Annotated in this window: 17 protein-coding genes and 1 tRNA gene; 10 read left to right on the top strand and 8 right to left on the bottom strand. The window is 70.4% G+C overall.

Going from position 1 to position 22020, the window contains the following annotated elements; all coding sequences use genetic code 11:
- Positions 1-147 precede the first annotated feature (147 nt).
- The gene (locus tag R3I40_RS09505; protein WP_285261834.1) at positions 148-2760 is read left to right on the top strand and encodes a lamin tail domain-containing protein; all 2613 of its coding nucleotides are present in this window, start codon (positions 148-150) and stop codon (positions 2758-2760) included.
- Positions 2761-3087: 327 nt separating this feature from the next.
- Here the strand turns inward: R3I40_RS09505 and R3I40_RS09500 are convergent, their stop codons facing one another.
- Both R3I40_RS09500 and R3I40_RS09495 read right to left on the bottom strand, forming a co-directional pair.
- On the bottom strand, positions 3088-4038 hold the full coding sequence (locus tag R3I40_RS09500) for a sugar-binding transcriptional regulator (RefSeq protein ID WP_285261833.1): 951 nt from the start codon (positions 4036-4038) through the stop codon (positions 3088-3090).
- A gap of 115 nt (positions 4039-4153) precedes the next feature.
- Entirely contained in the window at positions 4154-5170 is a 1017-nt protein-coding gene (locus R3I40_RS09495) for a DMT family transporter (protein WP_285261832.1), read from the bottom strand.
- A gap of 71 nt (positions 5171-5241) precedes the next feature.
- On the opposite strand from R3I40_RS09495, the gene R3I40_RS09490 reads away from it, so the two are divergent.
- The 3 genes from R3I40_RS09490 to R3I40_RS09480 all read left to right on the top strand — a co-directional run bounded on the left by R3I40_RS09490 (position 5242) and on the right by R3I40_RS09480 (position 7115).
- A complete protein-coding gene (locus R3I40_RS09490) occupies positions 5242-5739 on the top strand; it encodes an NUDIX domain-containing protein (protein ID WP_285261831.1) in 498 nt (165 codons plus the stop codon).
- Positions 5739-6155, top strand: coding sequence for a hypothetical protein (locus tag R3I40_RS09485; RefSeq protein ID WP_259923952.1), 417 nt, complete (start codon positions 5739-5741; stop codon positions 6153-6155). The genes R3I40_RS09490 and R3I40_RS09485 overlap by 1 nt, the downstream gene beginning before the upstream one ends.
- A gap of 138 nt (positions 6156-6293) precedes the next feature.
- A complete protein-coding gene (locus R3I40_RS09480) occupies positions 6294-7115 on the top strand; it encodes a DUF8692 domain-containing protein (RefSeq protein ID WP_285261830.1) in 822 nt (273 codons plus the stop codon).
- Between the two features lie 69 nt (positions 7116-7184).
- Here R3I40_RS09480 and R3I40_RS09475 read toward each other — a convergent pair.
- Positions 7185-7257 (bottom strand) — tRNA-Ala (locus tag R3I40_RS09475).
- 168 nt (positions 7258-7425) lie between these two features.
- Here R3I40_RS09475 and R3I40_RS09470 point away from each other — a divergent pair.
- The 4 genes from R3I40_RS09470 to dnaB all read left to right on the top strand — a co-directional run bounded on the left by R3I40_RS09470 (position 7426) and on the right by dnaB (position 12810).
- The gene (locus tag R3I40_RS09470; protein ID WP_183377222.1) at positions 7426-7629 is read left to right on the top strand and encodes a hypothetical protein; all 204 of its coding nucleotides are present in this window, start codon (positions 7426-7428) and stop codon (positions 7627-7629) included.
- Positions 7619-9934, top strand: a complete 2316-nt coding sequence (locus tag R3I40_RS09465) for a heavy metal translocating P-type ATPase (RefSeq protein WP_285261829.1) — start codon at positions 7619-7621, stop codon at positions 9932-9934. The genes R3I40_RS09470 and R3I40_RS09465 overlap by 11 nt, the downstream gene beginning before the upstream one ends.
- Positions 9935-10009: 75 nt before the next feature.
- Positions 10010-11413, top strand: a complete 1404-nt coding sequence (locus R3I40_RS09460) for a pyridoxal phosphate-dependent decarboxylase family protein (RefSeq protein WP_285261828.1) — start codon at positions 10010-10012, stop codon at positions 11411-11413.
- A 38-nt stretch (positions 11414-11451) separates the two neighbouring features.
- Positions 11452-12810 carry a replicative DNA helicase gene (gene dnaB, locus R3I40_RS09455; RefSeq protein WP_183377219.1) on the top strand — a complete coding sequence of 453 codons (1359 nt, stop codon included), beginning with the start codon at positions 11452-11454 and terminating at the stop codon, positions 12808-12810.
- Between the two features lie 239 nt (positions 12811-13049).
- Here the strand turns inward: dnaB and R3I40_RS09450 are convergent, their stop codons facing one another.
- Positions 13050-14303 carry a Fic family protein gene (locus R3I40_RS09450; RefSeq protein ID WP_285261827.1) on the bottom strand — a complete coding sequence of 418 codons (1254 nt, stop codon included), beginning with the start codon at positions 14301-14303 and terminating at the stop codon, positions 13050-13052.
- Between the two features lie 356 nt (positions 14304-14659).
- Between R3I40_RS09450 and R3I40_RS09445 the strand changes: the two genes are divergently transcribed.
- Positions 14660-16375, top strand: a complete 1716-nt coding sequence (locus tag R3I40_RS09445) for an ABC-F family ATP-binding cassette domain-containing protein (protein ID WP_317699960.1) — start codon at positions 14660-14662, stop codon at positions 16373-16375.
- 3 nt (positions 16376-16378) lie between these two features.
- Here the strand turns inward: R3I40_RS09445 and R3I40_RS09440 are convergent, their stop codons facing one another.
- The 3 genes from R3I40_RS09440 to R3I40_RS09430 form a co-directional block, all read right to left on the bottom strand.
- Complete coding sequence (locus tag R3I40_RS09440) at positions 16379-17668, bottom strand: beta-propeller fold lactonase family protein (protein ID WP_285261825.1); 1290 nt, start codon at positions 17666-17668, stop codon at positions 16379-16381.
- A 117-nt stretch (positions 17669-17785) separates the two neighbouring features.
- Entirely contained in the window at positions 17786-18412 is a 627-nt protein-coding gene (locus tag R3I40_RS09435) for a TetR/AcrR family transcriptional regulator (protein WP_183377012.1), read from the bottom strand.
- 85 nt (positions 18413-18497) lie between these two features.
- Positions 18498-19421 carry a LysR family transcriptional regulator gene (locus R3I40_RS09430; RefSeq protein ID WP_285261824.1) on the bottom strand — a complete coding sequence of 308 codons (924 nt, stop codon included), beginning with the start codon at positions 19419-19421 and terminating at the stop codon, positions 18498-18500.
- Between the two features lie 85 nt (positions 19422-19506).
- Here R3I40_RS09430 and R3I40_RS09425 point away from each other — a divergent pair, with 85 nt between their 5' ends.
- The gene (locus R3I40_RS09425; protein WP_285261823.1) at positions 19507-20502 is read left to right on the top strand and encodes an EamA family transporter; all 996 of its coding nucleotides are present in this window, start codon (positions 19507-19509) and stop codon (positions 20500-20502) included.
- 515 nt (positions 20503-21017) lie between these two features.
- Here the strand turns inward: R3I40_RS09425 and R3I40_RS09420 are convergent.
- Positions 21018-21962 carry an endonuclease/exonuclease/phosphatase family protein gene (locus tag R3I40_RS09420; protein ID WP_285261822.1) on the bottom strand — a complete coding sequence of 315 codons (945 nt, stop codon included), beginning with the start codon at positions 21960-21962 and terminating at the stop codon, positions 21018-21020.
- Positions 21963-22020: the final 58 nt, after the last annotated feature.

Raw genomic sequence — 22020 nt, 5'->3', positions numbered from 1 at the left:
GCCGGAACCGTCGGCCGCCCCCCAGCGGTGCCGTCGGCGACCGCGCCCTCGCCGTTCACCTCCGCGACACGTTCGGGTCGCCTTGCTCACGCACACTGGCCGACGGTTCTGTCCCCATCCCCCGCTTCGTGACGCGAAAGGTTCCCCATGCGGATCCCCACCCGTACGGCAGCGTTCGCCAGCTGCCTCGCACTGTCAGCCTTCGGGCTCTCCCTGGCCGCCACGGCCGCCCCCTCCTCACCGGCCAGCATCGAGGCAGCCGCGACCCCGTCGGCCGACTCGCCGAGCATCATCATCAGCGAGATCGTCTACAACGGCCCCGAATCCGACGCCGTTGAAATCCTCAACGTCGGCACCGAACCGGTGGATCTCACTGGCTGGTCCCTCCATGATGACAAGGACCGGCCCGGCCTCGGTGACCTCCACGGGACCCTTCAGCCCGGCGAATACCTCGTCCTCACGCAGGTCGACGACGCCGGCAACGGCGACTTCGACTTCGGCCTCGGCAAGGGCGACCGCGTCGAGATCCGCGATGCCGACGGCGCCGTCGTCGACTCCTACATGTACGACGCCACCGCCCCGCTCGGTGCCTGGGCCCGCTGCGGCGACGGCATCGGCGACTGGGCCCACGCCACCCGCGTCACCCTCGGCGGCGCCAACGACTGCACCGCCGACACCCCCGAGCCCAGCAGCGGGTCAGTCGCCATCAACGAGATCGACTCCGCGCCCGCCGACTGGGTCGAGTTCGTCAACCCCGGCGACGAACCGCTCGACATCTCCGGGTACGAAATCCGCGACAACTCCGACGACCACCGGTGGCGCTTCCCCGACGGCACCGTCATCGAGCCCGGGCAGCACCTCGTGGTGGACGCCAAGACCGACGGCCTCGTGTTCAACGACCAGACCGGCGCATACGAGCCCGGCACGTTTGAAACCGCCATCGGCATCGGCTCCGGCGACTCCATCCGCCTGTTCGACACCACCGGGAAGGAGATCGACTCCTTCTCCTGGCAGGGCCACGCCGCCATCGACGGCGACGAAGCCGCCGCCACGTTCGGCCGCAGCCCCGACGGCGTCGGCACCTTCGCCCTCACCGAAGCGACCCCCGGCGAAGCGAACATCCTGTCCCGTCCGCTCGTGACCATCAACGAGATCGAATCCAACGGCGACGCCACCGACTGGGTGGAGATCACCAACACCTCCAGCACCCCCGTGGACATCTCCGGCTGGACCGTGATGGACAACGACCCCGTCGGCCACGCCGCCGACGTCATTCCCGTGCCCGAGGGCACGGTGCTCCAGCCCGGCGAGATGTACGTGTTCGATACCGGCACCCACTTCGGGTTCGGCCTCGGCAAGAACGACCACGTGGAGCTGCGCAACCGCCTCGACGCCCGGGTCGACATCATCGAGTGGGGCGACCACTCCGCCACCACGCTCGGCCGCTGCCCTGACGGCACCGGCGACGTCGTCGACACCGCCGCTGGCACCAAGGGCGCGCCGAACGCCTGCGACGGCGACACGGGGGAGCAGCCGACGGGTCCCGACACTGAGGACTGGCCCGGCGCCCAGGACCCGACCGTCCTCGATGAGCAGGGCATGTTCCTGGAGGACTCCTCCGGCCTCGACTACCGCGACGGAGTCCTGTGGGCCATCGACAACGGCACCGGCACCATCTGGAAGCTGAACGCCGCCGCCGACGGCACCGTGTCCTTCGCCGACGGCTGGGCTGACGGCAAACGGGTCCGGTTCCAGCGCGACGCCGAGAACCCGTCGGCCGCCGGCCCCGACACCGAGGGCATCACCGCCGCCTCCGACGGGCTCCTCTACGCCGCGTCCGAGCGCGACAACGGCGACAAGGGAGTCAACCAGAACACGATTCTTCAGGTCGATCCGAATGCGGCCGGGCCCGACGTGGTCGCCTCCGCCGAATGGGACCTGACCGAGCTACTGCCGCAGGTGTCCGCGAACACCGGCATCGAAGCGGTCGAGTTCGCTGACGGCGCCGGCCTTGAGGGCGCGTTCGTGGACCAGGCGACCGGCAAGCCGTTCACCATCGGCGCCTACCCGGACGCCGTGTCCGGCGGCGTGTTCTTCACCGCGCTGGAGGCCAACGGGCACGTGTACGCGTTCGTGCTCCACCCGGACGGCACCGCCACCCTGGTCGCGGATCTCGCTACCGGCATCGACGGCGCGATGGCGCTCGACTACCGCGAAGGCGCCCGCACCCTGGTGGTCCACGCGGACGACGGCTTCGACGGCGTCACCACCCGCCTCGCCCTCACCGGCGGCGAGCCGGAGATCACGCATCTGGCCCGCCCGGCCGGCCTGCCGAACAGCAACCACGAGGGCATGGCGATCTCGGACGTGTGCGACGGCGATCAGCGCGCCGTCTGGTTCTTCGAGGACGGGGTGCCGACGGGGGCCCTGACCACCGTGATGGCGGACTGCGACGCGTTCGGTGCTGGCAACGAGGCGCCCGCGCCGGGCCAGCCTGGTGAGCCGGAGAAGCCTGAGCAGCCTGGTGAGCCGGAGCGGCCGGGCGGCGCCTCGGGCAGCGCACCTGGCAAGGGCGGCGCCGACGCCCCGGGGACTGCGGGAGCCGGCTCGACCGGCTCGGCACAGCAGCCTGCGCAGGATTCGCCGCGCGGTGTCCTGGCACGGACGGGCGCTGAGGTGGGTGGCCTGATCGCCGCTGCCGGCGGCGCCATCGGTCTGGGCATCGCCATGCGTGCCCGGAAGGTCCGCCTCAAGGACTGAGTGCTGACGGCGGCGCGGCGGCATTTCCCCCAAGAGTCGCCGCTCGCGCCGTTACCGCTGACTGCCGTGGACGCCGACAATCGAAAGCGACTTTTTTGCAGTAAGACCCCGGTCGATCCGCAAAGAAGTCGCTTTCGTTGTCCCGGCCGGCCAAGCCCACCGCGGGACGGACGCTGCGGCGCGATCACCGATCACAGAATTCGTCGGATGGTCGGAATTCAGGCGGAATAACGAACATCCGTCGAATTCTGCACTGGCGCGCCCCGGCCGGAGTGCCCCGGCAGGAGTGCCCCGGCCGGAGTGCCCCGGCTGCCGGCCCCGCCCGCCTCAGACCATCCCGAGCACGGCCTGCGCGAGCGCCACGTCCAGCACCACCACGTTCAGCAGGCCCGTATTCAGCGCCCCGAGCACACCGGGCGCCTTCTCCGCGCCCGCAGCGAGGCCGACGGTGGTGGGGATGCGCCTGAGCTGGTCGAACGTCACGGAGATGACGCGTTCGCTGGTGGGTGGACCGATCTCGGCCCCGTCGGCCGTGAAGTAGCGGCCGCAGAGGTCGCCGACGGGCTGCTGCGCTTCGAACGCGGCGATTTCGTCGTCGGTGAGCTTCATGGCGCGCAGGATCTGGGTGGAGGAGTGCTTGCCCTTGGAGCCGATTCCGATGAGCGCCACGTCGACCCCGCCGGCGCGCTCCAGCACGGACGCGATCGACGACTCGCCCATGAACGCGGAGTACGCCGTCGCGGACTCCAGAAGCGCCGGCGCGTACAGCGGCGTTGGCTTCGCGCCGAGGCGGGAGGCGAACACGCGCAGCAGGGTGTCGCCGGAGTCGAGGGTGTCGAGGCCGGACACCCCGCCGACGAGGGGGAGCACGTCGATGTTCTGCCGGGTGCCGCGCGGCTCCATGTGGGACACGAGGGTCTGCAGGGTGTGCCCCCAGGACAGGCCGAAGGACTGGGCGTCGAGGTGCTCCACGAGTTCGGCGCAGGAGCGGCCGACGGCGTCGATCGCGGGTTCGCCGGAGTCGGAGGCGACGATGGCGTCGTCGAGGTGGAAGCGTTCGATGAGGATGCGCTCCAGGTCGCCGACGCGTGCGGGGGCGGCCTCCGGGTCGGAGATGCGGATCGTGACGATGCCCTGGTCGCGGGCGCGCGCGAGGATGCGGGACACGTTGGAGCGGGAGATGCCGAGGGTGCGGGCGACGTCGGCCTGCGAGAAGTCCTCTTCGTAGTAGAGGCGCGCGGCGCGGACCAGCAGGGCGGTGTCGCGCGGTGCGGGCACGTCGGCTCCTTCGGGTCGGTCGCTGGCCGGGAATGGCCGTGGTTGCTGGCCGGGGTCGGCGGGACTTCAGCCTACTCCGTCGCCGCGGCCGACGGTTGCATGCGTTTCAGCGCGCTCAATCCCGATCAAGCGCGCTGAAACGCACGGAACGGGGCGAGGGCCGCCGCCGCGGCCGCATCCCGGCGGTCAGCACAGCGGCCACGAGGGTGAGGGCGGCACCCAGCACGGTCGGGAGGGTGAGGGCCGACGGGTGCAGCGCAGCATCCAGCAGCAGCGACCCGATGATCTGGCCGGCCACGAGCGTCATGGAGAAGGTGAGGACGCCGAGGTGCTGCACCAGGGCGGCACTGACGCCGACCACGGCGATGCCGAGGACTCCGCCGGTGAACAGGAGCGGATCGGCGGGCGGCACCGTCGGCGGCCCGTTGACCACGATGTTGACGATGGCGGCGGCGGCGAGCAGAACGGTGCCGAGCAGGAAGTTCCAGTGGGTGGCGACGAGGAAATGACCGGCGTGGGCGGTGACCTGGCCGTTCGCAGCGGCCTGGTAGCCCATGAGCAGGCCCGCGGCGATGGGGGCGAGAAGCGGCAGCACGTGGATGCCTCCGGTGAAGCCGCCGGAGACGGAGATCGCGGCGGCGACCAGCATGAGGGCGGCGCCGCCGAGACGGTTGAGACTGACGGTGCGCGGCCCGGACGGCCCGAAGCCGACCCGGTCCAGCACCATTCCGCTGATCGTCTGCCCCGCCACGACGCACACCAGGAACAGCGCTACACCCGTCAGTGCCACCACGAGGGACTGGCCGAGGACGTAGGCGACGCCGCCGATCGCGCCGAAGGCGTACAGCCAGGGGACGCGGCCGCGGGCGAGGTCGGTGAGGAGATCGGCGGTGCGGCGGCGCAGTGCGGGGCGCGCGGCGATGACGGCGGTGACGACGATCAGGCCGACGCCGAAGGAGGTGAGTCCGGCCGCGAACCCGTCGGCCAGTGCGGTCCCGAGTTCGGCGTTGATGCGGGACTGGGCGGCGCCGACGACGCCTCCGGCGAACGCGGTGGCGAGCGCCCAGACGGGTGGGGCGTCGGGGCGGTGCGGGGCAGGCTGCGAAGTCTGTTCGCCCTGCTCTGCGGCCATGGGAGCCTCCCTTCCCTGACTGTTCGGACACTGTCCTGTGGGGCCGGCGGGGCGGTGGTAGCGTGACCGGCATGGAGCTGGATCCGGGGTATTCGAATGTTCGCACGGGCGTGCGCGCGCTCATCCAGGCCGATGGGCACATCCTGTTGGAGGAGTTCTCCGACCCGGTGACGGGCGGGCGCTTCTTCGCCGTCCCCGGCGGCGGTCTCGAGCACGGGGAGACCGTGCAGGACGGCGTGAGGCGCGAGTGCCTCGAGGAGATCGGCGTACAGGTGCGGGTCCATGATCTCGCTGTGGTCTGTGAGGTCATTTCGGAGCAGCTCGGCCGCCAGGATGGGAAGCCGACGGGGTCGCGCTTCCACCAGATCAACCTGATGCTCTGGTGCGGCCTGGAGCAGGGGGAGAAGCCCGGCCTCGGGGAGCTGCCGGACTCGGAGCGCCAGACGGGGGCGGCGTGGCTGCCGATCGAGCGCCTGCACGAGTTCGATGTGCGCCCGCGGGTGATCGCGGACTGGCTGCAGACCGATGCGTCGGTTCGGCCCCGCCTGATCTCGGACACCGGCCGGTGATGAGCGCGTCGCAGTCGGCCGACTCGCGCGCGCAGTCACGGGAGAGTGCGCCCCGTCAGCTCACTGGCCCCGAGCGCGCCCTGCTGGAGGCGATGATCCTCCGTGCTGTTCCGGGCGGTGGTGAAGCGGTGCCGACGGGTGCCGACCGTGACCGGTGGCTGGGGATGCTGGATGCGTTCGTGGTGTCGGGGGAGTGCGGCTGCGGGCTGTGCCCGTCGATCGAGCTGGAACCGGAGCCGGCGCCCGATCACCCGAGCGGCGGCGAGAGGATCGTGCTGTCCGCCGATCTCGCGGACGGTTCCGCTCTCGTCCTGCTGTTCATCGATGGCGGTGTGCCGTCGTATCTGGAGGTTGCACCGTTCGGGGATGACCCCGTCGGCCTGCCCGCCTCGGAGCAGCTGACGATCGGTGAGTGACGCGGCCGAGCCGTCCTTCTCCTCCCGGGGGAGTGCCTGGTGCGTGAGGTGCGTGTGGCTCCGACCGCCTTTGTGGGCAATCTGCCGACCACTTGGCTAACCTCAGGCTGTTCTTCACTTCTTGCAAGGCTGATGGTCATGTCGCGTTCATCTTCGGTGGCGGCGCCTCCCACCTCAGGCCCCGTCGGTCCCCAGGCCGCGGGGGTCGCCGGCGAAGCGCGCCGCCCCGCCCGGCCGCGCCGCCTCGGCAGCACCCGCCTGGCCGCTGTCCTCGCGGTCATCTCCGCGCTCGTGGTGACCGCGTCAGGGCTGCTGTATGTGCGGATGGTGCAGACGCAGTGGGCGGACACGGTGTGGCTGTGGCTGTTCCAGCGGTTCGATGTGGCCGGCGAGGCGAACGTTGCGGCCTGGTGGGCGGCGTCGCTCTGGATGCTGTTCGCCGTCACCGCGGTCGTGGTAGGGCTCGCCGCTGACCGCCGATCCTTCCTCTGGTACATCCTGGCGGCGATCGCGCTGTATGCGTCCGCGGATGAGGCCAGCATGCTGCACGAGGAGCTGTACCGGGTCGGTGGGAAGCTCAAGCTGCACATGCCGGAGGGGCTGCTGTCCTACAGCTGGGTGGCGGCCGGGATCATCGTGGTGCTGTTCGTGGCGCTCGTGATGCTGCCGCTGCTGTGGCGCCTGCCCCGCTCCGTGGTGGTGGGCCTCGTGCTCTCCGGTGCGGTGTTCCTGCTGGGTGCCGTGGTGATAGAGACCGTGGGCGGCCACATCGAGCAGCACTTCGGCCAGGTCACCTGGCATCTCATGCTGGCCATCCAGATCGAGGAGATGCTCGAATACCTCGGAGTGGTCGGCGCGATCTACTCGATCACCCGCATGGTGCGGGTGCGCCGCGGCGAGAACGGCCTGCGGGTGGACTTCCTCGGCTACCGCGGTGAGTACCCGCGCGAGCCGGCCTGAGCCGCGCGGTGCGCGGAACACAGCAGCGCCCGCCCCGCAGATGCGGAACGGGCGCTGCTGAATCCTCTGTGGAGCTAAGGGGAGTCGAACCCCTGACCTCGTCGATGCGAACGACGCGCTCTACCAGCTGAGCTATAGCCCCGAGTAGAAGCACCGTAGCACCCGGCCGGACTCCTCGGCATCTCAGCGGAACACGCGTGTGCACGACGCCATGGAATGTGACCTTCGCCCTTGTTTGATACCCCTGAGGGGTATAGTGTCGATGGTGTCACCGACTCGTGGCGCCCAAGCGCGCCGGAAGGAGAAGCCCATGAGCACCCCAGCGCGACTCGGGATCTACGCGCTGATCCTCGCCGCCGTGTTCGCACTCTCCGCCCTCCTCGGCTCCTGGCTCATCCCCGACTCCGTGGTGGACGACTGGACGCACAGCGCCGCTGCCTCCGCCCCAGTCGCCGCAGCACCCGTCGGCCTCACCACCCCCAGCGCAGCGGAAGGAGCCCACCATGTCCGTTGACACTCCCCTCAGCAGCGGCACGAAGTTCGTTGAGCTCGCAGTCGGCGGCATGACCTGCGCGTCCTGCGCCAACCGCATCGAGAAGAAGCTCAACAAGGTCGAGGGCGCCAGCGCCACCGTCAACTACGCCACCGAGAAGGCGCGGATCGAAGTCCCGGAGGACATGGACCCGCAGGACCTCATCGCCGTGGTCGAGAAGACTGGCTACTCCGCGACCCTCCCGCAGCCGAAGGCCGCCCCCGCCAGCGCGGGGGAGGGGGCCGACGGCCCCCAGGCATCCGTCGGCGCCGCCGCCTCCGACCCCGTCGAGGCGCGGGAGGAAGCAGAGCTCGCCTCCCTCAAGCAGCGCCTGATCGGCTCCGCGATCCTCGGCATTCCCGTGATCCTCATGGCGATGATCCCGGCGCTCCAGTTCGACTTCTGGGGGTTCGCGTCCCTCGCCCTCGCCGCACCTGTCGTGGTGTGGGCCGGCTGGCCGTTCCACCGCGCCACCTGGGCGAACCTCAAACAGGGCGCCGCCACCATGGACACCCTCATCTCCGTGGGCACCAGCGCCGCCCTCCTCTGGTCGATCGTGGCGCTGTTCTTCGGCACCGCCGGTGACCGCGGCACCCGCCACGAATTCGCGATCACCCTGTCGCACGGCAGCGGCCTGGACTCCATCTACCTGGAGGTCGCCGCCGGCGTCGTCTTCTTCCTGCAGCTCGGCCGCTACTTCGAGAAGCGGTCCAAGCGCCGCGCCGGTGACGCGATGCGCGCCCTCATGGAACTCGGCGCGAAGGACGTCACCGTTCTGCGCGACGGCCGCGAGCACACCATCCCGATCGAGCAGCTCACCGTGGGGGAGGAGTTCATCGTTCGCCCCGGTGAGAAGGTCGCAACCGACGGCGTCGTCACCTCCGGCACCTCCGCGATCGACGCCTCCATGCTCACCGGCGAATCCGTGCCCGTGGGGGTCGGCGAGGGCGACACCGTCACCGGTGCCACGGTGAACGCGGGCGGCCGACTCGTGGTGCGCGCGACCCGCGTCGGCTCCGACACGCAGCTCGCCCAGATGGCGCGCATGGTGGAGGAAGCCCAGTCCGGCAAGGCCGAGATCCAGCGCCTCGCCGACCGCGTCTCCGGCGTGTTCGTGCCCGTGGTGATCGCGATCGCCGTCGGCGTCCTCGGCTTCTGGATCGGCGCGGGCTTCCCCCTCGCCGCCGGATTCACCGCCGCAGTCGCCGTTCTCATCATCGCCTGCCCGTGCGCCCTCGGCCTCGCCACCCCCACGGCGCTGCTGGTCGGCACCGGCCGCGGCGCCCAGCTCGGCATCCTCATCAAGGGCCCCGAAATCCTCGAATCCACCCGGCAGGTCGACACGGTCGTGCTCGACAAGACCGGCACCGTCACCACCGGCACCATGACCCTCCACCAGGTCGCCGCGGCCGACGGAACCTCCCGCGACGAGGTCCTCGCCGCCGCCGGCGGCCTCGAGGCCTACAGTGAGCACCCCATCGCCCGCGCCATCGCCGACGGGGCCGCCGACCAGCTCGGCACCCTCCCCACCCCGAGCGACTTCGAGAACGTGGAGGGCAGGGGTGTGCGCGGAGTGATCGACGGGCGCGCCGTCGCCGTCGGCCGGGATGCCTTCCTGACCGACGAGGGCATGCGGATCCCCGCCGAGGTCGCCGACGCGAAGCAGGCGGCGGAAGCGGAGGGCCGCACCGCCGTCGTGGTCGGCTGGGACGGCTCCGCCCGCGGCGTCCTCGTGGTGTCCGACGAGGTCAAGGACACCAGCGCCGACGCGATCGCCCAGTTCCGCAGTCTCGGCCTGCAGCCCGTGCTGCTCACCGGTGACAACCGCAGCGTCGCCGAGCAGGTCGCTGCCGAGGTCGGCATCGACGAGGTCATCGCCGAGGTCCTCCCGCAGGACAAGGTCGATGTGGTCTCCCGCCTGCAGGGCGAGGGACGGGTCGTGGCGATGGTCGGCGACGGCGTCAACGACGCCCCCGCACTCGCGCAGGCCGATCTGGGCCTGGCCATGGGCACCGGCACCGATGTCGCGATCGAAGCCTCGGACATCACGCTGGTGCGCGGGGACCTGCGCGCCGCGGCCGACGCGATCCGCCTGTCCCGCCGCACCCTCGGCACGATCAGGACGAACCTCTTCTGGGCGTTCTTCTACAACGTGCTCGCGATCCCGGTGGCCGCGCTGGGGCTGCTGAACCCGATGCTGGCTGGCGCGGCGATGGCACTGTCGAGCGTGCTCGTGGTGACGAACAGTCTGCGCCTGCGCGCCTTCCGCGCCGCCTCCACCGACTGACCGCCGCCCCGGCACTGATCCACACCCGCTGAAAACCGTGCCGCACTGTTCCGGTCCGTGAGACAATCGGCAACCGTGAGCAACTCGAACACTGACAAGTACCCGCGCCCGGTGTCCTCCGTGTGGGGCGATGAGACCGCCGCTGTCGACGCCGCCCAGAACTGGGCGCGCCGCCACACCGCGCTGGCGAACGACCCGAAGTCCACCGCCAGGCAGGCCGAATCCCTCGCCGCCGACGTCGGCGCCACCATCACCGAGGACGGCATCGGCCACGCCGAAGCGATGCGCATCTTCGACGAAGTGCTCCACCCCGCCACCCGCTCCGCCGACGACCCGATGAACCTCGCCTACATCCCCGGCGCTCCCACCCGCGCCTCCGTCGCGTTCGACTTCGTGGTCTCCGCCGCGAACGTCTTCGGCGGCATCTGGGAAGGCGGCGCCGGCGCTATCTTCGCCGAGAACCAGGTCCTCGACTGGCTGATGGACCTCGCCGGCTGGCCCGACGGCGGCGCCGGCTGCTTCGTCGCGGGCGGCACCGCCGGCAACCTGTCCGCGCTCGCCACCGCCCGGCAGCGTGCGAAGACCAGGTGGGAGGCCGACGGGCGCTACCCGAACGGCCGGCCGCCGGAGGGCTTCGCCATCGCCTGCGCCACCAGCGCCCACTCCTCCATCCGCTCCAACGCGTCCCTGCTCGACTGCGAAGTCGTCACCGTGGAGCTCAACGAGCAGGGCCGGCTGTCCGGCGACAAACTCGCCCCTGTGCTCGATGAGCACCCGAACGTGTTCGCCGTCGTCGCCTCCGGCGGCACCACCAACGCCGGCATCGTCGATGACCTCGCATCCATCGTGAGGGTCGCGCACGAGCGCGGCCTCTGGGTGCACATGGACGGGGCGTACGGCGCAGCGGCGCTCGCGGCCCCGTCGGTGCGTCACCGCTTCGAGGGGATCGAGGAGGTCGACTCCTTCATCGTGGACCCCCACAAGTGGCTGTTCGCGCCCTACGACTGCTGCGCGCTGCTGTACCGCGACCCCACGTTCGCGTACCAGGCACACGCCCAGCACGCCGAGTACCTCGACCAGATCGTGCGGACGGACGTCAACCCGTCGGACCTCGCGGCGCATCTGTCGCGCCGCACCCGCGGGCTGCCGCTCTGGTATTCCCTCGCCACGCACGGCACCGCGAAGTACACGGCCGCGATCGAGCGGACGCTGGAGATCTGCCGCGAGGTGACCGACGGGATCCGCGCCGCCGACCACCTCGAGGTGGTGGTGGAGCCGCAGCTGTCCGTGGTGGTGTTCCGCCGCGTCGGCTGGGGCCCGGAGCAGTACACCGCCTGGTCGGAGCGACTTGCTCACGACGGGCTGATGCTGTGTGTGCCCACGAAGCACGAAGGTGAGACACTCCTTCGGCTCGTGTTCACCAATCCGGATACGGACCCGGGGCGCGTTCTTGAGCTGCTGAACACGACAATGGACTGACGCGCCGCGACGGCGCACCGGCGGGGGAGGATGCATCAATGAGCACGAACCAGGTGTACGAGCCCGGCAGCGACCCGGGCATGGACCGCCTGCCGCCGCAGGACCTCGAAGCGGAGCGCGGTGTCCTCGGCGGCATGATGCTGTCCAAGGACGCGATCGCGGACGTGGTGGAGCGGGTGCGCTCGGGCGACTTCTACCGCCCCGCGCACGAGCTCATCTACGAAGCGATCATCGACCTGTACGGCCGCGGCGAACCGGCGGACCTCCTCACCGTGTCCGATGAGCTCTCCAAGCGCGGCGAACTGCAGCGCATCGGCGGCTCCGCGTACCTTGCGGACCTCATCGACATGGTGCCCACCGCCGCCAACGCCGGCTACTACGCCGACATCGTCGCGGAGCGCTCCACCCTGCGGAAGCTCGTGGAGGCCGGGACCCGCATCGTGCAGCTCGGCTACGCCACCGAAGGCGGCGAGGTCGACGCGGTCGTCAACGAAGCGCAGGCGCAGATCTACGCCGTGACCGAGCGCGGCGCCTCCGAGGACTTCGTACCGCTGGCGGAGACCATTGAGGAAACGGTGGACACGATCGAGGCGGTGCAGGGCCGCGGCGGCGAAGTGTCCGGCATCCCCACGGGGTTTCAGCAGTTCGATGAGCTCACCCAGGGGCTGCACGGCGGCCAGATGATCATCTTCGCCGGCCGACCCGCGATGGGTAAGACCACGCTCGGCATGGATGTGCTGCGCTCCGCGTCCATCCACAACGGGAAGACCTCCGTCATCTTCTCCCTGGAGATGGACCGCACGGAGATCACGATGCGTCTGCTGAGTGCGGAGGCGCAGGTGCCGATGAGCCGCATGCGCGACGGCACGATGGATGACCGGGACTGGCAGAACCTCGCCCGCGCCATGGGCCGCATCTCGGACGCGCCCCTGTTCATGGACGATTCGGCGAACATGACGCTGATGGAGATCCGCGCGAAGTGCCGCCGACTGAAGCAGAAGCACGATCTGCAGCTCGTGGTGATCGACTACCTGCAGCTGATGAGCTCCGGCAAGCGGGTGGAGTCCCGTCAGCAGGAGGTGTCGGAGTTCTCCCGTGCCCTCAAGCTCCTCGCGAAGGAGATCGAGGTGCCGGTGATCGCGATCTCGCAGCTGAACCGCGGCAGCGAACAGCGCACGGACAAGACCCCGATGATGAGCGACCTGCGCGAGTCCGGGTCGATCGAGCAGGACGCGGACCTGATCGTGCTGATCCACCGCGAGGACTACTACGAGAAGGAGTCGCCGCGCGCCGGCGAGGCGGACCTGATCGTGGCGAAGCACCGCAACGGCGCCACCGCGACGATCCCGGTGGCGTTCGAGGGGCACTATTCGCGGTTCAAGGACATGGCGCAGTAGGCGCCAGCGCGGTGTTCGTACACCTCCGCCTGCGGCCCTCTACCAATGTCGGCCTCTGGTGCGGCCCTTCTTCAGTGCCTCTACCTGCGGAAACGTAGGATCGCGTCTACATCCTCGAAAGGCCTCGTATATTTTTGGTATGAATGATCGTCTGGAGATCCGGGTGCCGGCGATCCCCGTCAACTCCCCTTGGGCGGCGCGTCGAAGCGCCTAGCTGAATGCGCAACAGGCGGCGGCGCTCACCGCCCCTCGGGCGGCAGGGCAGGCACCTTCCAGCTCGGGGGCGAGACCGCGGTATCGAACGCGGGGCTGGCAAGGGCGCGCTCGCGCACGGTGATCAGGTTCAGGACATCAGGCGACATGTAGGCCCGGTTCCCCCGCCCAATGGAGACGGTGGACAGGATGCCGTACTCAGCGAGCTCGCTCAGGGCGCTCGCGGCGCCCGACAGGGACGTGCCGTGCATGCGGACCACAGTCGCGGGCGTCAGGATTGGGGTCCCGGGGAGGCCCTCGAGCACCATCAGCACCGCTGATGTGCGCCTCGGTGCCCGGACCCGGCCCGCGCGGCGTCGCCCCTCTTCGAGCATGCTCTGCCACTCGTTGCGCAACTGGGTGAGTTCGCGCTCCAGCACCAGCGCCTGCTCAGCTGCGTGGCCGACAGCATCAGCGAACACAGTGACCAACCGATTGATCCCCGCAACACCTTCCGGTGAATCGGGCTCGCCCTCGAAGCGGAACGCCGTCAGTCCCGCCACGTACTCGTCCCGCCGGGTGGCGAGGATCAGACTGACGGGCAGAACCGCATCCGGGGTGAGTCCACGCCGGGTCAGCACCGTGTGGATCAGGGCTCGCCCTACGCGCCCATTCCCATCAGGGAAGGGATGGATGGTCTCGAACTGGGCGTGCGCCAGTGCGGCCTGGATGATCGGGGAGTGTGCCGCCCCCGAAAGATAGTCGGTGAGGTCCCGCATCAGGTCGTCGAGAAGCGCAGCGGGTGGGGGGACATGTGCGGCCTCCAGCGGGTGGTAGCTCGAACCACCCACCCAGTTCTGCTGAATGCGCACGCCCTGGAGGTCGGGCCGCTCCTGGACAAGCGCGATCTGCAGCTCCTCGAGGTCGCCTGGTGTCAGTTGGTCGACCGAAGCGAGCGCCTGGGTCGCGGTTCGCACGATCGTCATGTTCCGGGCCACCTGCTGCGCGGCTTCCGACAGGCCCAGGACGGGCTCGTCGGACTCGGACAGTTCAGCCAGGGCGATGTTCTTCGGGTTCGGGGCGATGCCTTCGATGAAGGACGACGCGATCGCCTCTGACCTCAACAAGAACCGCGAGACCAGAGCGAGGTCGTGCATGCGGGCACCGCCGAGGCGCTGGACGGCGCGTTCAGCTCGCGCCACGGCCTGTCCGGTCTCGGCACTGACTCGGAGTGGAAGCCCTTGCAGCGGATCCGGGATGTATGCGAAGAATTCGCCGGACCGGCGCTCGCGGCGCGGCACTCCCGACTCGTAGCGGTTCTCCCAGAAGAGAGCTGTTCGCCTGCCCACCCCGCACCTCCATCAACGCCCTGCTGAAATCGGGGGACTCCGCGTCCGAGATAATCACTAACCTGGAGCGCCCGCCCTTCCGGCTCCAGGATAACTCTTATCCTGGAGCCGGTGGATCGACGTAATTCAGTGGACGCGCCCCGGCCCGATCCGTACGGTGGACGCATGAGCCTGTGAGTGATCCCGTCCCCGTCCTGCGCCCGTGAGCGCCCCGAGCGCCCGGCAGGACTCCCACCCGCCGCCGCACCGGCATGCGCGCACGTCTGCGCGTCGTCGACGGCTCGGCGGCGCCGACCACCAGGATCACCATGCGCCACCAGCACGCACCTCACCACGCTCATCAGCACCCGTCGGCCTTCACCACCGGATCGCACCTGCGGGCCGACGGGATCTCGTTCTCCTACCCGGACCACCGCGTCCTCGCGGATGTCTCCTTCTCCGTCCCAGCCGGGGAACGGATCGGCCTGATCGGCGAGAACGGCGCCGGCAAGACCACCCTGCTGCGCATCCTCGCCGGTGAACTCCACCCCGATGCAGGAAGAGTGGAGCTCATCGCCGCCCACGGCACGCACCCCTGCACGGGTCTGCTCCCGCAGGAGCCGCACCTGGATCCCCATCTCACCGTCGGTGCGGCGCTCGACGACGCCACCTCCGAGGTCCGCGCCGCCGCCGAATCCGTCGGCCGCCTCGGCGACCGGCTCGCGGCCGACCCCGACGACCCCGCCGCTGCACAGGCCCTCGCCGCCGCCGTGGACACCGCCGATCGCCTCGGTGCGTGGGACGTGAGCGCACGGGTCGGAACCATGATGGACGGGGTGGGGCTCGGCGGGGTCGACAGGTCGCGGAGCACCGTCACCCTCTCCGGCGGCCAGCGGGCCCGCCTCGGCCTCGCCTGTCTCCTGCTGCAGGCGCCGGACCTGCTGCTGCTCGATGAACCCACGAACCACCTCGACGACGATGCGGCCGCGTTCGTCGCCGGAGTCCTCGCGGCGCACCCCGGCCCCGTCGTGATGTCCAGCCACGACCGAGCCTTCCTCGACGACACCGTCACGGCTCTGCTCGACCTCGATCCCGGTCCCGTCGCCATGGCGGCAGTGCGTGACCAGGGCGGTGACGCCGACGCCGCGATCGGCGCCACGCGCTTCACCGGAACGTTCACCGACTACCGCGCGGCGCAGGCCGATGCGCGCAGCCGGTGGGAGCAGCAGTACGAGGACGAGCAGGAGGAGCTGCGGCGCCTCAGGCGCAAGGTCCGCGACGACCACCAGGTGGGGCACACCGACTGGACGCCGCGCAGCGAGACCCGGATGGCGAAGAAGTTCTACGCCGACCGCAACGCCGCCGTGGTGTCCCGACGGGTCAACGACGCCCGCCAGCGCCTCGACGACCTCGAGGAGAACCAGATCCGGCGGCCGGCCGAGGAGCTGCAGTTCACGGGGATCCCGCCGGGGCGGACGCTGAGCGGCCCGCTCGTCTCAGCGGCTCAGGCGGCGGTGGAGGGCCGGTTGCAGCCCACCTCGTTCACCCTCGCCGCCGGGGAGAAGCTCCTGGTCACGGGGTCGAACGGCAGCGGGAAGTCCACGCTGCTCCACGCGATCGCTGGTCGCTGCGCCCCGACGAGCGGCAGCCTGACCCTGCTGGGCGGAGTCTCCGTCGGCCTCCTCACCCAGGACGCCGCCCCCGCGGATCTCCACCGCCGGGTGGCCGACGTGTATGCCGACGCCGTGGGGGAGGAGCGGGCCGAGCGGATGCCGCTGACGCGGTTCGGGCTGATCAGGCCCCGCGACCTCACCCGTGACCTCGGGGCGCTCAGCGTGGGGCAGCGCCGACGCCTCGACCTCGCCGTGCTGCTCGCGGACCCGCCGGACGTGCTGCTGCTGGACGAGCCGACCAACCACCTGTCCCTGGACCTGGTGACGGCGCTGGAGGATGCGATCTCGGAAGCCGACGGGTGCATCATCGTGGCATCGCACAACCGGTGGCTGCGCCGCCGATGGCAGGGCAGGACCCTCGCGCTGGCGTGACGGTCAGCGGCCGCCGTCAGAAGCTGGTGCATCGGAGGCGCGGTCCCCGTCGGCCTCCTCGGTCTCCTCGGTCTCCTCTGCGCTGAGCGTGTCGTCGAAGACGTCCACGCTGCCGGCGTAGTTCGCGACCCAGACGGTGCCGGTGGTCTGCTCGTACGCAACGCCGATCGGGCGGGTGCCCACCGGTTCGCGCTGCAGCTCCTCGAGGGTCGCCGCGTCGAACTTCGAGACCGTGTTCTCGTAGTAGTTCACGACGTACAGGGCGGTGCCGTCGGCCGAGATCGTCATGGAGCGCGGCTCCCGGCTCGTGCGGGTCTCGTCCACCACTTCGCCGGTGGCGGGATCCAGCGCCAGCAGGCGGTCCGCGCCGGAGAGCGTCAGGTACATGCGCGAGCCGTCCGGGGAGAGGGTGAGGTGGCGCGGTTTGCGGCCGGTCTTCATCACGAACTCGCTGGTGCCTGATTCGATGTCGAGCCGGTACAGCTCGTCGGCGTACATCGCGGTTGCGTATGCGGTGCGGTTGTCCGGCAGGATCACGATGCCGCGCGGCGCTGCATCCACGGGGATCTGCGCAGTCTCCTCACCCCGTTCGAGGTCCACCACAGAGATGGTGGAGTCGCACCAGTTGGAGACGAGCGCGGTGCGGCCATCGGGGGAGATCTCCACGTACTTCGGGACCCGGCCCACCTCGATCGCCTGATCCCAGGCGTGCTTCTCGGTGTCGTAGCGCAGGAGCACGGAGTTGCGGATCTGCTCGCGGTCCAGGCACTTGTCGTTGCCTGCACGGCCGGCGCCCTCACCGTAGAGGGTGTACTGCGAGACGTACGCGTAGCGCCCGTCGGCCGTCCACGCGGACTCCACCGGCGCGCCCTTGGTGATGCCGGGGAAGCCGTCCACGCCGAGCTCGGTGAGGTCCACGGAGTCCGAGAGGTCCCGGCTGGTGCGGGTCTCGGCGTCGAACACGGTGATGGAGTGGCTGTACATCATGTTCGAGGCCAGCAGTGTGCCGTGCCGGTTGGAAGTGATGGACTTCGGCGTGATGTCGCCGAACAGGCGCTCCCGCTCACCCATGCGCGTGGTGGCCGCCGGCTCATCCGGCATGACCGGTGGAGGGTCCGCGGCAGAGTCGAGACCATCGGTGCTGTCAGCGGCAGCCGGCGCCTCCGGCGACTTCGTCGGCGAAGGCGCCCACGGCTGAATGATCGCCAGTGCGATGACCGCGGCGACGGTCAGGATTCCGAGAAGAGCAGCGGGAAGTCGGAATCGACCTCGGTGCTGCGACGAGTCGGTCATCGGTGCAGTGCCCCCTCGTGCCCGTGAACCGGTGATGGACTCCGCTCACGGTAACAACGGGGAGGCCGGAGAATGCGCGTGACTGCGCTTTGTTGCCGAACTGTTGCCCAGCGACGGTCAGTCCTCTTCGAGGATGAAGCGGGACAGGCCGGTGCGCAGAAGGGTGCGCATCTCACCGGGGGAGGGCTCCGTGTTGAGGAACTCCACGGTCAGACCGTTGACCATGGCGGAGATGAGGCGGGACCCGCACACGGGGTCGAGCCCGGGGGCGAGCGTGCCGTTGCGCTCCGCGCGCTGCAGGGACAGCTCGACGCGCCGACGAGCGATCTCCACCGCCTCCGTATGCAGCGGCGCCAGCCAATCGCGTGTGGACGACGCCGCCGAATACGCGATCCACGCGGCGAGGTCCTCGCGCTGCACCGGACCGATCGGCAGCACTTCGGACAGCTTCAGCGTCATCGAATCCAACAGCAGCGGCTGGCTCGGGTGCTCATCGGCGCGGTCGCCGCACCGCTGCACCGTGCGGACCAGGGCCGCGATGAGGATCTCCTGCCGCGTGCCGAAGTGGTACTGGACGCTGCCCGCGGAGAAGCCGGACGCCTTGGCGACGGTGCGCACACTGACCACATCGAAGCCCTGCTCCGCGATCACGCGGATGGTGGCGTCAGCGATCTCGCGCTGAGCGTCGGTGAAGGTCTGCGCGAAGGGCTGGCCGGGCTTGCGGCTGACTGTTCTGTGTTCCATTTCATCCCACCATAGGCTCCCAACCGGCAGGAAGGGCGGAATGTTCAACAATCGGGCAGAGGAGTCCGAGGTGCGGGAGTCGAGCTCACTGCGCAGCCCCGTCGGCCACCGCCCTCTCCACCTCCCAGCCGGCCTCCACCAGGACGTCCAGCACCCGTCGGACCGCCGGCGAACTCGCATGCTCCGCCCGGGTGAGCGCGTAGATCTGCCGCGTGGGCTGGAACTCCGCGAGCCGCAGCGTGCGCACCTTGTCCGCCGCCACCGTGAACCGCGAGACCAGACCGATGCCGTGCCCGGTGGCGATCAGCGCCTCGATCGTGCGCAGATCAGGCAGGCGCGCCACCACCGTCAGCGGCTGCTCCATCAGCCGCTCCAGGCGAGTGAACGCATGCTCGAATGGGAAGTCGTGCGGCACGCTGATCCAGGATTCGTCCGCGAGTTCGGCGGCGCTGACCTCATCGCGCTCGGCGAGCGGATGATCGGGCGCGACCGCCACATCGAGCGGCTCCGTCAGCAGCAGCTGGGTGCTGATCGACGGGCTCATCCACGCCCCCGCTCCGGACACGTTGTGCGCCAGCACGATGTCGAAGTCGGGCACGAGGCGGGCGAACTCCGACTCCTGCGCATCGAGGATCACCGGGTCGATCAGCAGGGACGGGGTGCGTTCGCGCAGCATCGACATCGCGCCCGGCAGCAGCAGCTCCGCGCTGCTGGGGAACATCGCGACGCGGACCGTGCCGGCCACGCCGAGCACGTGCTCATCGGCGACGGCGCGGGCGCGGGCGAGGGCGGTGCGGATCTCGACCGCGGTGTCGGCGAGGGCCGTGCCGAGGGCGGTGAGCTCCAGGCCGCGGCCGCGCGGCTCCATCAGCGGTGCCCCGGCCTCCTTCTCCAGCGCTTTGAGCTGCTGGGACACGGCCGACGGGGTCAGGTGGAGAACGGTAGCGGTCGCCGTGATGGATCGACGTTCGGCGAATTCGCTGAGCAGAACGAGGCGGCGGGGATCCATGCCCCTCATTCTAAAGCTCAGCTTCACAGTCGGTGTAGAAGTTCGTGCTTGTGCTGAACGGAGCCGGCGCGGTCTCATAGAGCTCATGCGTCTGTTCCACCAGCTCATCGGGGCCCTCTGCATTCTTCTGTGGGGCCTGCAGTTCATCGTCGCCGATGCCGCGATGGCCCACATCAGCCCGATCCTCCTGGTGGCGCTGCGGTTCATCCCCGTGGCGATCATCGCGGTCCTGTTCGTGCCGCGGCCGGCCGTCAAGTGGCGGTGGATTCTGCTGTACGGCACGCTCATGGGCTCCCTCGAGTTCGGGTTCCTGTTCGCGGCGATGCGCACCGGCCTGCCGACGGGCCTGAGCTCCCTGATCATGCAGGTGTCCGCCCCGTTCACCGTGATCCTCGGTGTCCTGCTGCTGCGGCAGCGCCCCTCCCGGCAGGTTCTGATCGGCCTGGTGCTGTGCCTCATCGGCCTCGGCGGAGCCAGCGTGCAGCGCGCGGAGGCAACCTCCCTGCTGCCGGTGCTGCTGTGCATCCTCGCCGGCCTCGCCTGGGCGTTCGGCAACATCACCGCAGCCCATATCCGCAGTGACCGTCCGTTCGCGCTCGCCATGTGGATGTCGATCGCGGTGCCGATCCCGATGCTGATCGCCGCGCTTGTGGTGGACGGCCCGGCTGTCACCGCGGCCGGCCTCGCCTCCTTCGTGGGGCCGGAAGCGCTGACGATGTGGCTGGCGCTCGGCTTCCTGTCCCTGCTGTCATCAGCGATCGCAACCGGCATCTGGACGATGCTCATGTCCACCTACCCCGCGAGCCAGGTGGCGCCCCTCGCGACTCTCGTGCCGGTGGTCGGCATGGTGACCGGGCATGTAGTGGCGGGTGAGGAGCTGACTGCGGCGACGATCGTGGCCGGCTGTGTGATGGTGGCCGGTCTGCTGCTGGTGACGATGCGGCCCCGCCCGTTCCCGTGGCCCAGCGCGCTGCCGTGGCCTCGCGCGTTCGGGCGGCTCAGCCGGTTCGGGCGGCTCGGGCGCGCGCGCCGGACCCGTGTCTCCACCGCGCCGATCCCCGTGGTCGCCGACACCCTCTGACGCCGGCGCACGCTGCCGGTTGCGCCGCCTGCGCCGTCTGACACCGGCGCGCTCTGACCCCCGCCCTCTGGCGCCGGTGCCGTTTGCCGCCGCCAACTGCGGCCCCGGCGACCCGCCTTGGCCCTCGGCCCGGTCCGCGGCCCAACCCAAACCCCGGCCCTCGGCCCGGCCCCGCGGCCCGACCCAAACCCCGGCCCTCGGCCCGGCCCTGCGGCCCGACCCAAACCCCGGCCCCGACCCCCGGCCGTGCACTTTCCGACCGAAATCCGCCCTTTCGGGCTGGACATGCGCGTTCGGGCCGGTTTTTGGTCGTTTTTTGGTCACTGCCTCCGCGCACCGGGGGCTCGCGGCGGGGTTGCGGCTCTGCCCCAGCCTCGCGGCTCTTCTCGGCCCCGCGGTCGTGCCGGGCCCCGCGGCTCTTCTCTGCCCCCGCAGTCCTGCCCAGCCCCGCGGCTCTGCCCAGCTCTGCGGCTTCGGCCTGCCCTGAGACTCAGCAGGCGATGAAGCCGCGCGCCTCAGTCGGTGATGACGAGGTCCGCGACCAGCGGTCGGTGGTCACTGACGCGCGTGGACGGCACGAACGTCCTCACCGCACGGACAGCCCCGCGCAGCAGCACCAGATCGATGCGGCGCAGCGGCAGGGTGGACGAATGGGTGAACCCGCCGGCGAACCGCGCCCCCGCACCCACGAGGGCGCCGAGGACCGGGCCGACGGCCCCGCGCACTGCGCTGGTGCGGGCGCGGAGCGCTTCGACTCGGGCGTCGCGCCAATCCCGGGTGAGGCCGCGGTAGGTGGCGCTGAACGGCGTGCAGTTCATGTCGCCCACGAGGATCGTCGCGGCCGGTACGGACTCGGCAGCGCAGTCCGCACCTCCGTAACCGGCGGCGTCTGCGGGTCCGTCAGCGCCGGAACCCGCGCGGGCGCCGCCCCCATCGCCGGCCAGTTCGCGGCGCAGAGCCGCCACCTGCTGCGCCCGGTCCTCGGCGCCCGCGGAGCCGTCGGCGGACAGGTGCGTGGCCACGGCGCGCACCCGCACCCCGTCACAGTCGAGGTCGGCGATGAGCGCGGAGCGCTGCTCGCCGCCGGAGGGGACGGGCAGCATGACGGTGCGGCTGTCGAGGATCGGGAAGCGCGTGAGGATGGCGTTGCCGTAGCCGGTGCAGTCGGGGGCGGGCGGCAGGCCGAGGGCGGCGCGGCCGGCGGCGTCCGCGGCCTTGCGGGCGGGCAGGGAGGCGCCGAAGACGGCGTTCATGCCGAGCGCGTCGCCGAGGGCGCCGGCTTGGTCGGCGAGGTCGGAGCGGTCGTCGAAGCAGACGTCCACTTCCTGCAGTCCGATGATGTCCGCGTCGAGCGCTGCGATGGCGCGGGCGGTGCGGGGCAGCGAGAGGATGTCGTCCGCGCCGCGGCAGTGTCGGATGTTGAAGCTTGCCATGCGGAGGTGCCGACGGGTGCTGATCATGCGGGCAGTCTACGAATCCCGCCGAGGCGAACACTGGGTCAACGGCTCGCAGTCCCTG

The sequence above is a fragment of the Helcobacillus massiliensis genome, from assembly GCF_033106145.1.
Classification (GTDB): Bacteria; Actinomycetota; Actinomycetes; order Actinomycetales; family Dermabacteraceae; genus Helcobacillus; species Helcobacillus massiliensis.
The sequence above is the reverse complement of the archived record's forward strand: the minus strand, read 5'-3'. Positions and strand labels throughout refer to the sequence as shown.

Excerpts from the sequence above, each read along its gene's own strand:
- R3I40_RS09505 (WP_285261834.1), top strand. The coding sequence starts at position 148 with ATGCGGATCCCCACCCGTACGGCAGCGTTCGCCAGCTGCCTCGCACTG.
- R3I40_RS09495 (WP_285261832.1), bottom strand. The coding sequence starts at position 5,170 with ATGGCCGCAGAGCAGGGCGAACAGACTTCGCAGCCTGCCCCGCACCGC.
- R3I40_RS09490 (WP_285261831.1), top strand. The coding sequence starts at position 5,242 with ATGGAGCTGGATCCGGGGTATTCGAATGTTCGCACGGGCGTGCGCGCG.
- R3I40_RS09485 (WP_259923952.1), top strand. The coding sequence starts at position 5,739 with ATGAGCGCGTCGCAGTCGGCCGACTCGCGCGCGCAGTCACGGGAGAGT.
- R3I40_RS09480 (WP_285261830.1), top strand. The coding sequence starts at position 6,294 with ATGTCGCGTTCATCTTCGGTGGCGGCGCCTCCCACCTCAGGCCCCGTC.
- R3I40_RS09470 (WP_183377222.1), top strand. The coding sequence starts at position 7,426 with ATGAGCACCCCAGCGCGACTCGGGATCTACGCGCTGATCCTCGCCGCC.
- R3I40_RS09465 (WP_285261829.1), top strand. The coding sequence starts at position 7,619 with ATGTCCGTTGACACTCCCCTCAGCAGCGGCACGAAGTTCGTTGAGCTC.
- dnaB (WP_183377219.1), top strand. The coding sequence starts at position 11,452 with ATGAGCACGAACCAGGTGTACGAGCCCGGCAGCGACCCGGGCATGGAC.
- R3I40_RS09445 (WP_317699960.1), top strand. The coding sequence starts at position 14,660 with ATGCGCCACCAGCACGCACCTCACCACGCTCATCAGCACCCGTCGGCC.
- R3I40_RS09440 (WP_285261825.1), bottom strand. The coding sequence starts at position 17,668 with ATGACCGACTCGTCGCAGCACCGAGGTCGATTCCGACTTCCCGCTGCT.
- R3I40_RS09435 (WP_183377012.1), bottom strand. The coding sequence starts at position 18,412 with ATGGAACACAGAACAGTCAGCCGCAAGCCCGGCCAGCCCTTCGCGCAG.
- R3I40_RS09430 (WP_285261824.1), bottom strand. The coding sequence starts at position 19,421 with ATGGATCCCCGCCGCCTCGTTCTGCTCAGCGAATTCGCCGAACGTCGA.
- R3I40_RS09425 (WP_285261823.1), top strand. The coding sequence starts at position 19,507 with ATGCGTCTGTTCCACCAGCTCATCGGGGCCCTCTGCATTCTTCTGTGG.
- R3I40_RS09420 (WP_285261822.1), bottom strand. The coding sequence starts at position 21,962 with ATGATCAGCACCCGTCGGCACCTCCGCATGGCAAGCTTCAACATCCGA.